3 protein-coding genes are annotated in these 11,917 nt (G+C 73.8%); all 3 read left to right on the top strand.

What is annotated here, in order from left to right; translation table 11 throughout:
• From O7622_RS22785 to O7622_RS22775, 3 genes are read left to right on the top strand one after another with little or no spacing between them, the layout of a single operon-like run.
• On the top strand, nucleotides 1-5,466 hold the full coding sequence (locus O7622_RS22785) for a type I polyketide synthase (RefSeq protein WP_282310234.1): 5,466 nt from the start codon (nucleotides 1-3) through the stop codon (nucleotides 5,464-5,466).
• The gene (locus O7622_RS22780) at nucleotides 5,463-11,135 is read left to right on the top strand and encodes a non-ribosomal peptide synthetase (protein ID WP_282310233.1); all 5,673 of its coding nucleotides are present in this window, start codon (nucleotides 5,463-5,465) and stop codon (nucleotides 11,133-11,135) included. The genes O7622_RS22785 and O7622_RS22780 overlap by 4 nt, the downstream gene beginning before the upstream one ends.
• Complete coding sequence (locus O7622_RS22775; protein ID WP_282310232.1) at nucleotides 11,132-11,881, top strand: alpha/beta fold hydrolase; 750 nt, start codon at nucleotides 11,132-11,134, stop codon at nucleotides 11,879-11,881. The genes O7622_RS22780 and O7622_RS22775 overlap by 4 nt, the downstream gene beginning before the upstream one ends.
• The last annotated feature ends 36 nt before the right edge of the window (nucleotides 11,882-11,917 follow it).

Raw genomic sequence — 11,917 nt, 5'->3', positions numbered from 1 at the left:
GTGAGCGACTCGACCGACGACCTGTCCCAGGTGGCCGTCATCGGCATGGCGGGACGCTTCCCGCAGGCCCCCGACGTGAACGCCTTCTGGGCGAACCTGGTGGCCGAACGGGAGGGCATCTCCTCCTTCTCGGCGGACGAACTACGCGCGGCCGGGGCCGACCCCGCGCTGGTGAGCCGGCCCGGTTACGTCCGCGCCAAGGGCGTACTCGACGGCGCGGACACGTTCGACGCCGGCTTCTTCGGATACAGCCCCCGCGAGGCGGAGCTGATGGATCCCCAGCACCGGGTCCTGCTGGAGTGCGCCTGGGAGGCGCTGGAGTCGGCCGGCTACGACCCGCAGGCGTTCCCCGGCCGGATCGGAGTCTTCGCCGGCGCCAGCCTGAACACTTACCTCCTCTACAACCTGATCGCCAACCGCAGCCTCGTCGAGGCGCTCGGCCCGTACCAGACCCAGCTCGCCAACGACAAGGACTTCCTGGCCACCCGTGCCGCGTACAAGCTCGGGCTGCGCGGGCCCGCCATCACCGTGCAGACCGCCTGTTCCACCTCGCTGGTGGCGGTCCACCTGGCCTGCCAGAGCCTGCTGTCCGGTGAGTCCGACATCGTGCTGGCCGGCGGGGTGTCGGTGAACGTCCCGCTGCGCAGCGGATACCAGTACGAGCCGGGCGGCATCCTGTCCGCGGACGGGCACTGCCGGCCGTTCGACGCCGCGGCCGGTGGCACCGTCATCGGCAACGGTGTCGCCCTGGTGGTGCTGCGCCGGCTCGCGGACGCGCGCGAGCACGGCGACATCGTCGACGCGGTGATCCGCGGCTCCGCGGTGAACAACGACGGCGCGCTCAAGGTGGGCTACACCGCGCCCGCCGCGGAGGGCCAGGCCGAGGTGATCGCCGAGGCGCTCGGCGTCGCCGGCGTCGCCCCCGAGACGGTCGGCTACGTGGAGACCCACGGCACCGGCACGGCGCTCGGCGACCCGATCGAGATCGCCGGCCTCACCCGCGCCTTCCGGCAGGGCACCGCGGCGAGCGGCTTCTGCGCGATCGGCTCGGTGAAGGGCAACATCGGCCACCTGGACGCGGCCGCCGGCACGGCCGCCCTGATCAAGGCGACACTCGCCCTCAAGCACGAGGCCATCCCGGCCAGCCTGCACTACGACCGGCCCAATCCGGAACTGGCGCTGGAGGCGAGCCCGTTCTACGTGAACGCCGTGCACCGGCCGTGGCCCCGCACCGACGAGCCGCGGCGGGCCGGGGTGAGTTCGTTCGGCATCGGCGGGACCAACGCCCACGTGGTGCTGGAGGAGGGGCCCGTGGACGTACCGGCGGAGCCCGGCCGTCCCTGGCAGCTGCTGCCGCTGTCGGCGCGCACCGGGGCCGCCCTCGCGCAGGCCGCCGGGCGGCTCGCCGACCACATCGAGGCGCATCCGGACGAAGAACTCGCCGACGTGGCCTTCACCCTGGCCACCCGCCGCCGGGCCTTCGAGCTGCGGCGGCCGGTGGTGGCCGTCGACCGGGCCGACGCGGTGCGACGGCTGCGCCAGGCCGCCGAGGACAGCGCGCCGGGCACCACCGGCCGGCCGGTGAAGGTGGCCTTCCTCTTTCCGGGACAGGGCACCCAGTACGCCGGCATGGCCCGCGACCTGTACGACGAGGACCCGGTCTTCCGGGCCGAGCTGGACCGCTGCCTCGACCTGTTCCCCCCGGCGGTACGCGCGGCGCTGTTCCCGGCCGGCGAGTCGCTGGCCGGCCTGACGGAGACCGAGCTCACCCAGCCCGCCCTGTTCGCCGTCGAGTACGCCCTGGCCCGCACCCTCATCGCGGCGGGCGTCGAACCGCACGCGCTGGCCGGCCACAGCATCGGCGAGTACGTCGCCGCCTGCCTCGCCGGTGTGTTCCGCCTGGAGGACGCCGCCGTCCTGGTCACCGCGCGTGGCCGGCTCATGCAGGCCACGCCGCACGGCGCGATGCTGGCCGTCTTCCTGCCCGAGGACGAGACCGTGGAGCTGCTGTCCGACCGGCTCAGCCTCGCCGCCGTCAACGGCGCCGCGCTGTGCGTCGCCTCCGGCCCGGCCGACGCGGTGGACGACCTGGAACAGCAGCTCAAGGCCCGGGGCGTCGGCTGCCGACGGCTGCACACCTCGCACGCCTTCCACTCGGCGCTCGTCGAGGGCGCGGTGCGACCGTTCGTCGAGGAGGTCCGCGGGATCGCCCTGCATCCGCCGACGATCCCGATCTGCTCCAACCGCACCGGCACGTGGCTGGAGGACGGCCAGGCCACCGACCCGGAGTACTGGGGCGCGCACCTGCGCTCCACCGTGCGGTTCGCCGACAACCTGGGCACCCTGCTCGCCGATCCCGACCTGATCCTGCTCGAAGTCGGCCCCGGTGACTCGCTGACCACCTTCGCGCGGCGGCATCACCTGTGGACCGCGGACCGCGTCGCGGCCGGCACCTTGCGCCGGCCCGGTGAGAAGCGGGCCGACCGGCAGGCCCTGCTGGAGGGGCTGGGCGCGATCTGGGCCGCAGGCGCCACACTCGACTGGACCGGTCTGTGCGAGGCCGACCGCCGACGGCGGGTACGCCTTCCCTCGTACCCGTTCCAGCGCCGCCGCTACTGGGTGGAGCCCGAGCGCCCGGAGACGTCCGGCCCGGCCTCGCCGCCTGCCTCGTCGTCGACCTACCGCCCGAGCTGGCGACGGCTGCAACCGGTCCGCCCCCGCGCCGAAGCGGGCCCCTGGCTCGTGCTCGGTGCGGATCTGCCCGAGGGCCGGGCCCTCGCCGAGTCGCTGCCCTCCGTCGTACGTGTCCACGCGGGAGCCGGGTTCGCGCAGGACGGCCCGGACGCGTTCACCGTCGACCCGGCCGACCGGGACGACTACCGGCGGCTCCTCGACGCGCTCGGCGATCGCCCGCCGGCCCGGGTCGTGCACCTGTGGAGCCTGGCCGTGGAACCCGGCACCGACCTGGACCGTGCCGAGGCCGTCGGGTTCCACAGCCTCCTGGCGTTAGCGCAAGCGCTCGCCGACCGGGCGGAGCATCCGGCGCTCACCGTCGAGGTGCTGACCCGGGGCGTGTTCAGCGTGACCGGCGACGAGTGCCTGCAACCGGAGAACGCCACGGTGATCGGCCCGTGCACCGTCGTCCCGCAGGAGGTTCCCGGTGTCACCTGCCGGCTCCTCGACGTCACCGGGACGGGCGTCGAGTCGCTGGCCGACGCCGTGCGGTCGGCGCCGGACGAGCCGGTGCTGGCCAGGCGGGGCAGTCACTGGTGGGCCCGGAGCTTCGACGCCGTCGACCTCGACCCCGGCCCGGCCACCGGCCGGCTGCGCGACCACGGCGTCTATCTCATCACCGGTGGTCTGGGCGGTATCGGCCTGGCGCTCGCCGAACACCTGGCCCGTTCCGTGCGGGCCCCGGCGATCGGTCTCCTCGGGCGCACCCCCGTCCCACCCGAGGAGACCTGGCCGCTGTGGTTGGCCGAGCACGACGCCGACGACGCCACCAGCATCCGGATCCGGCGCATCAAGGAGCTTCGCCGGCTGGGTGCCCGTGTGGTGGCGCTGCACGCCGACGTGACGGACCTCGCGCAGACCTCCCGCGTGGTCGACGAGCTGCGGGCCCGCTTCGGCGCGCTGTCCGGCGTCGTCCACGCGGCCGGGCTGCCGGCGAGCGGTCTGCTCGCCGGGAAGTCGCGGGCCGACGCCGACGCCGTCCTCGCCGCCAAGACACGCGGCACCCTGGTCCTGGACTCGGTGTGCGGCCGGGATCCGCTCGACTTCTTCCTGCTGTGTTCCTCGCGTACCGCGATCCTCGGCGGGCCGGGCCAGCTCGACTACTGCGCCGCCAACGCCTTCCTGGACACGTTCGCCGCCGGTCGGGACGGGGTGACGGCCGTCGCGTGGGACACCTGGCGCGACACCGGGATGGCGGCCGACCCGGCCGGCGGGGTCGACGTCGGCCATCCGCTGCTGCAACGCCGCCTGCGAAGCACCCCGACCGTCGAGACCTTCCGCACCACCATCACCACGGCCGACAGCTGGATCGTCGACGAGCACCGGATGCAGGGGCACGGGCTGGTCCCGGGCACCACCTACCTGGAGATGGTCCGGGCCGCGGTGGCACGGCACGCCGACGGCCGGGAGATCGAGTTCCGCGAGGTGCTCTTCACCTCTCCGGTGATCGTCCCCGACGACCAGGAGCGCGAGATGCTCACCACCGTCGAGCGCGGCGACGACGGTGTGCTGAGGTTCCGCGTGTACAGCCGGGGGGCCGCGGGACGGCAGGAGCACTGCGCCGGCACGGTCGTGCTGCACGACCCGGTGCGACGGTCACCAAGGACGGCCGGCGACCTGCTCGCCGCCTGCGACGTCCAGGAGGTGATCGAGGGGGAGGCCGCGCTCCGGCACCGGTTGCGCCTCGACTTCGCCGCCGACGGCGGGCTCATCCGGTTCGCCGTGCACGGCCGGTGGCGCAGCCTCAGCCGCGTCCACGTGGGCACCACGGGCATGGTCGCCGACCTCGAACTGCCCGAGCGGTACGCCGGGGATCTGGACACCTACCTGCTGCACCCGGCCCTGCTCGACGTGGTCGGCGGCGCGTCGCGGGTGTACGCCGCCGAGGGCTACTACCTGCCGTTCTGGTACGGCAGCCTGCGGTTCGTCCGGGGCCTGACCAGCCGGATGGTGTGCCACATCCGGGTCAAGGAGAGCGACCACTCGTCCGGCGAGACGCTCACCTGCGACGCCGACGTCCACGACGAGCGGGGCCGGCTGCTCGTGCAGATGCGCGACTTCATCATGAAGCGCATCCACGAACCAGCGGCGATGCGTGACGAGGTGGAGCGCGCCGCGTCCGTCCCGCCGGTGCCCGCGCCGACCGGCCTGGCGGCCCTGACGGACCCGGCCGGCGGGTTGACGGTGGCCGAGGGCACCGACCTGTTCGACCGGATCCTGGCGGCCGACCCGTTCTGCGCCCAGTTGGTCGTCTCGACCCGCGACCTGGCCGCGGCGCAACGGGCCGCCGCGGCGATCGACCCAACCCGGCTGGCCGCCGAGCTGGCCGAGGCGGTCGCGCCGTCCGTCCTGCACCCCCGCCCCGACCTCGACGTGCCCTACGAGGAGCCCGCCCCGGGCGCCGAGACGGACATCGTCGCCATCTGGCGGGACGTGCTCGGCATCGACCGGATCGGCCGCAACGACGACTTCTTCGCGCTGGGCGGCCACTCCCTGGCCGCGGTCCAGATCGGCACGAAGCTGCGCGCCCGGTTCGGGGTGGAGCTGACCCTGCGCGACTTCTTCGACCAGCCCACCGTGGCGAACACGGCCCGGCTCATGGCCGGCGCCGCGGACGTGCCGGCACCGGCGCCGATCGAGCCCATCGCCGACGGCGTGGACGAGCTCTCCGACGACGAGGTGGACGCCATGCTGCGCGAGCTGCTGGCGGCCGAAGGGGGAAGCGAGGCATGACCATGCCCGATCTGGACGGCCTGTCCGTGGCCGAGAAGCGGCGCCTGCTGGCCGAGCGGCTGCGCGCGCGACGCGAGTTCCCGCTCTCCTTCCCCCAGCAGCGGCTCTGGTTCCTGGAGCAGCTCGTGCCGGACGGCGCCGCGTACAACGTGCCGATCGCGGTGCGGCTCGACGGGCCGCTGGACCTGGAGGTGTGGCGGCGCTGCTGCGACGAGATCGTGCGCCGGCACGCCGCCTTGCGTACCACGCTGGCCGAGGTGGAGGGGCAGCCGGTGCAACGGGTCGCCGCCACCGGGCGGGCCGACCTCGCCGTGGTCGACTGCGCCGGTGACGACGTTCAGCGGCTGGTCCAGGAGGAGGTACGCCGGCCGTTCGACCTCGGCACCGGCCCGTTGCTGCGGGTGCGGTTCTTCCGGGTGGCACCGCGGGAGCACGTCCTGGTGCTCACCGTGCACCACATCGTCGCCGACCTCTGGTCGGTCGCGGTGGTCGTACGTGAGCTGGTCACCCTCTATCCGGCGCTGCGGGACGGCCGCCCGTCCCCACTGCCGGACCTGCCCATCGAGTACGTCGACTTCGCCGCCTGGCAGCGCCGTCAGCTCGAAGGCCCCGGTCTCGCCAAGGACCTCACGTACTGGACGGCGGCTCTGGACGGTGCGCCGCCGGTGCTCGACCTTCCCACCGACCGGCCGCGGCCGCCGGTGCAGACCTCGCGGGGCGGCTCCACGGCGTTCCGGCTGCCCGGTCCGCTGACCGAACGCCTGCGCGCGGTGAGCCGCCAGGAGGGCGCGACGCCGTTCATGACTGTGCTCGCCGCGTTCGCCGTGCTGCTGTGGCGCTACAGCGGTCAGGACGACATCGTGGTCGGTGCGCCGATCGCCAACCGGACCCGGCCGGAGGTCGACGGACTGGTCGGCTTCTTCGTCAACACGCTGGCGCTGCGCACGGACCTCACCGGCAACCCCACCTTCCGCGAGCTGCTGTCCCGGGTCCGGGCCGCGTGCCTCGGCGCGTACGCGCATCAGGACCTGCCGTTCGAGCGGCTCGTCGAGGAACTGCACCCGCAGCGGGACCTGTCCCGGTCACCGCTGTTCCAGGTGTCCTTCGTGTTCCAGAACATCGAGGTGCCGGAGCTGGACCTCGGCGGGCTCCGGGTCACCCCGTACACCGTCCCCAGCACGACCGCGCGCTTCGACCTGGAGTTGCAGGTCTTCGACCGGCCGGACGGGCTGGGTGGCTGGTTCGAGTACAACGCCGACCTGTTCGACGGCACCACCGTCGAGCACATGTCGAAGGCACTGCACCGGCTGGTCGAGCACGTCACCGAGGCGCCGGACCGCCCGATCGCCCAGCTCGACCTGCTGACCGAGGAGGAACACCACCGGCTGGCGCGCGAACCCAACGACACCCGCCGCGAGTGGGCCGACCTGTCCTGGGCGCACCTCGAGGTCGCCACCCGCGCGCAGGCCGACCCCGAGGCCGAGGCGCTGCGCTGCGGCGACCGGTCCCTGACCTACGCCGACCTCGACCGCCGGGCCAACCAGCTCGCGCATCACCTGCACCGGCTCGGCGCCGGGCAGGGCGACCTGGTAGGGATCTGCACCGAGCGCAGCCCGGAGATGCTGGTGGCGATGCTCGGCACGCTCAAGGCCGGGTGTGCCTACGTCCCGCTCGACCCGGCGTACCCGGCCGAGCGCCTCGCGTTCATGATGGCCGACTCGGGGCTCAAGACCCTGCTCACCGAGGGCGACCTCGCCGACCGGCTGCCGGAGCCGCCGGCCGTGATCGTCCGCCTCGACCGGGACGCGGACGTGCTCGCGGCCGAGGACACGGCGCCACCGGAGGCCGAGGTCGCCGGGGACGACCTGGCCTACGTGATCTACACCTCCGGTTCGACGGGGCGACCCAAGGGCGTGCAGATTCCGCACCGGGCACTGGCCAACTTCCTGCGTTCGATGCGCGAGCTGCCGGGGATCACCCCGGCGGACACCCTGCTCGCCGTCACCACGCTCAGTTTCGACATCTCGATGCTGGAGCTGCTCCTGCCGCTCACCACCGGCGCGCGGGTGCATCTGGTCAGCCGGGAGGTGGCCGCCGACGGCACCCGGCTCGCGGCGGCGCTGGCCGCCTCGGGGGCCACCCTGATGCAGGCCACGCCCTCGACGTGGCGGCTGCTGCTGGACGCCGGATGGGCGCCACCGGCCGGGTTCCGGATGCTCTGCGGCGGTGAGGCGCTCCCCGAGGACCTGGCCCGGCGGCTGACGGGCTCCGGTGCGGAGCTGTGGAACATGTACGGGCCCACCGAGACCACGATCTGGTCGGCGGTGTCGCGGGTGACGGGCGAGATCCGGCTGGGCGAGCCGATCGCCAACACCGAACTGCACGTCCTCGACGCGCACGGCCGGCTGGTGCCGCCCGGCGTACCCGGCGAACTGCACATCGGCGGCGCCGGCCTGGCCCGCGGCTATCTCGGCCGGCTCGAACTCACCGCCGAGCGGTTCGTCGCGCACCCCTTTCCGATCGGACTGGGTGACCGGCTCTACCGCACCGGAGACCTGGTGCGGCGCCGCGCCGACGGCGGCCTGGAGTTCCTCGGCCGGATGGACCACCAGGTGAAACTGCGGGGGTTCCGGATCGAGCTGGGTGAGATCGAGACGCTGCTGGCGCAGCAGCCGGCGGTCCGGCAGGCGGTCGTCCTGGTACGCGAGGACACCCCGGGGGACCAGCGCCTGGTGGCGTACGTCGTGACCGACGAGCTGCCGGCCCAGCCGGACGAACTGGACCAGTGGCGCAGCATCTGGGACTCCGCGTACGAAGAAGCGGCGCCGGAGGTCGACCCGACGTTCGACATCAGCGGCTGGAACAGCAGCTACACCGGTGAGCCCATCCCGGCGGCGGAGATGCGTGACTGGGTGGACCGGACCGCCGAGCTGGTGCTGGAGCGCGCCCCACGGGGGGTGCTCGACGTGGGCTGCGGCACCGGCCTGATCCTGCACGCCGTGGCGCCGCACTGCCAGCGCTACTGGGGCACCGACTTCTCCACCGTCGCCCTGGACCGGCTGCGCCACTCGGCCCGGTACCCCGGCGACGTCCAGCTGCACGAGTGCGCCGCCGACCAGCTCGACCGGCTGCCGGACCAGCTCTTCGACGTCGTCCTGCTGAACTCGGTCGTGCAGTACTTCCCGGACGGGGAGTACCTGGCACGGGTGATCGAAGGGGCACTGCGCCGGCTCGCCCCGGGCGGTGCCGTGGTGATCGGCGACGTCCGCAGCCTCCCGTTGCTGGAGGCCTTCCACACGTCGGTGGAGCGCTACCGGGCCGAGGCCGGCGACACCGAGGAGACGCTCGCCGCGCGGGTACGCCGCCGGGTGGCGGAGGAGGAGGAGCTGGTCATCGACCCGCGCTACTTCCGGGCCCTGCGGAACCGGCTCCCCGGCATCGCCGACGTCCGCGTGCGGCCCAAGCGCGGCCGGTTCGACAACGAGCTCACCCGCTTCCGGTACGACGTCGTCCTCACCGCCGGCCGGCCGGCTCCTCCGGCGCCCCACCCCTGGCAGGAGTGGACGTCGACGGAGGCGTTGCGCGCGCAGCTCGGCGACGACGTCCTCGCCGTGCGTGACGTGCCGAACGCCCGGGTGCTGCCGAGTGGTGGCGTCGACCCGGAGGACCTGGTCCGGTTCGCCGAGGCGGCCGGCTACCGGGCCGAACTGGACTGGTCGGACCACGGCCCGGACGGCGCCTACCACCTGGTGCTGCGCCGGCCCGGCGCGGCGGACCACCCGGTCGCCGCGGCGGAGCCACTGCCCGCGGACCGGCCGCTGTCGGCATATGTCAACGGCACCTCCGCCCGCCGTGCCCGGAAGCTGCAACCGCGACTGCGCGCCGCGCTCGCCGAACGGCTCCCGGAGTACATGATCCCGTCGGCGTACGTGTTCCTGGACGAGTTGCCGCGTACGCCCAACGACAAGGTCGACCGCAGGGCGTTGCCCGCCCCCGACCTGCTGCGCCCGAATCCGCGCAGGCCGTACGAGCCGCCCCGCGACGACCTGCAGCGCGCGCTCGCCGAGATATGGGCGGAGCTGCTCCGGGTGGACGGACTCAGCGTCCACGACGACTTCTTCGAACTGGGCGGCCACTCGCTGCTGGCCACCCAGGCCATCTCGCGGATGCGGGCCCGCCTCGCCGTCGACGTGTCGCTGCGCGACCTGTTCGAGCATCCGACCGTCGCGACGCTGGCCGGGTGGTTGACCGCCCGTGGTCCCGTACCGGCGGCCGTGCCCACTGCCGTCGAACCGGTGCCCCGGGGCGGGGACCTGCCGCTGTCGTTCGCCCAGGAGCAGCTCTGCGTTGACTTCCCGATCCCGCCGCAGGACGCCTATCACACGGTGGTGACCGCCGCCCGCCTGCGCGGCGTGCTGGACGAGGAGGCCCTGGGCCGGGCGCTCGATCACCTGGTGCGGCGGCACGAGACGCTGCGCACCCGCCTGGTCACCCGGTCCGCTGGGTTGGTGCAGGTGATCGATGAGGAAGGGGTGTGGCCCCTGACCCGGTCACGGCTCGACGCGGCCGACGCCGCGGACCCGCTGCCGGCGATCCGCCGCGTGCTGGACGACGAGGCGGCTCGGCCGTTTCCGCTGGCCGACGGCCCTCTGGTCCGGGCCCGGCTGATCACTGTGGACGACCGGGACCGGGTGCTCGTGCTCGCCATCCATCACGCCGTCACCGACAACTGGTCGTACGGGGTGCTGCTGGGTGAGCTGGCGGTGGCGTACGACGCGTTCGCCGACGGGCGCGACCCCGGAATGCCGCCGCTGCCCGTCCAGTTCGTCGACTTCGCCGCCTGGCAGCGCCGGGAGTACGAGTCCGGGGCGTGGGACCGGCATACCCGGTACTGGCGGGACCGGCTGGCCGACCTGCCACCGGCACCGTCGTTCGTCGTGGAGGATCTGCGGGACGACGAGGCGGCGCCCGGGTCGCGCGACGACTTCGTGCTCGGCGCGGAGCTCACCGCGGGCCTTCGGGCGCTGGCCAACCGGGAGAACGCCACGCTGTTCATGGTGCTGCTGGCCGCGTACGACGCGCTGCTCGCGGCGTACACCGACAGCCGTGACCTGGCGGTCGGCTTCCCGACGGCCGGGCGGGACCGGCCGGAGGCGGAGAATCTGATCGGCTACCTCGTCAACTCCCTGGTGGTGCGCACCGACCTCGGCGGCGATCCGAGCTTCCGGGAGCTGACCGCGCGGGTGCGGGAACGGACGCTGGAGGCGCACGCCCACCACGCCGTCCCGATGCAGCCGCTGCGGCGCGGCATGCCGGCTGCCCGGGACCGGGTGCGCCTGGGGTTCAACCTGCTCAACGCGCCGCTGCCGCCGACCGTGCTGCGCGGTGTACGCCTCGAGCCGGTGTCTCCCGACGACGGCTGGGTCTTCGTACACGTGCCTCCCGGCCTGCGACCGGCGGAGGTCGATCTCGGTCTGATCGTCATGGAGGACGCCGGTGTGCTCCGAGGGCTGTGGCTGCACGCCCCGGACCGCGTCGACGCGCGCCTGGTGGGCCGCCTGCGCCGCCAGTGGGGTCGGCTCCTGGAGATGGTGGAGGCCGACCCCGGCCTGCGGATCGAGGAGTTGGGGCGGCTCCTCCGCGCGGACGGCGCGGGGCAGCCGGCATGAGTGAGCAGTGGTTCTGGGCCCGCCGCCCGCGCCCGGCCGCGTCGAGCCGGGTGGTGTGCCTTCCGTACGCCGGCGGAGCGGCGGCGGCCTACCGGGCGTGGGAGCACCTGGCGCCGGGTCACGTCGAGGTGTGCCCGGTCGAGCTTCCCGGCCGCGGCGTGCGGATGGGGGAGGAGCCGTACCGCCGGCTCACCCCGCTGGTCCGGGCGCTGGCCGACGCGCTCGAACCGCTGCTCGACCGGCCCTACACGCTGTTCGGGCACAGCATGGGCGGCCTGCTCGCCTTCGAACTCGCCCGGCTGCTGCGCCGCCGCGGCCGTCCCGAGCCCGCGCACCTGTTCGTGTCCGCCGCACCGGCTCCGGGCCGGCCCTGGGAGCCCACTGTGCACGACGCCACGGACGCCGAGCTGAAGGCGCGTCTGCGCTCGTTCAACGGCACGCCGCCGGAGGTGCTCGACGACGAAGAGCTCATGGCGCTGGCGTTGCCGGTCATCCGCGCCGACTTCGCCGTGCTGGAGACCTACGAGTTGGTGGCGGAGCCGCCGCTCGACATCCCGCTCACCGTGTTCGGCGGCATCCACGACCGCGCCGTCAAGCCGGCTGACCTGGCCGGATGGCGTGATCACGCGACGACCGTGCGTTTCCGGATGCTGCCCGGTGGCCACTTCTTCGTCGACGAGCTGGCGCCGGAGCTGATCCGCCTGATCACCGCCGGGGTCAGCCCGGTCTGTGATCCGGTCCGGTAGCGGACCGCCGGGCCCGCGCCGGCACGTGACCACCGG

Origin of the sequence: Micromonospora sp. WMMD1076, assembly GCF_029581475.1 — a bacterium.
GTDB classification, from domain to species: domain Bacteria; phylum Actinomycetota; class Actinomycetes; order Mycobacteriales; family Micromonosporaceae; genus Micromonospora; species Micromonospora aurantiaca.
This window is presented reverse-complemented; position numbering and strand designations above follow the sequence as displayed.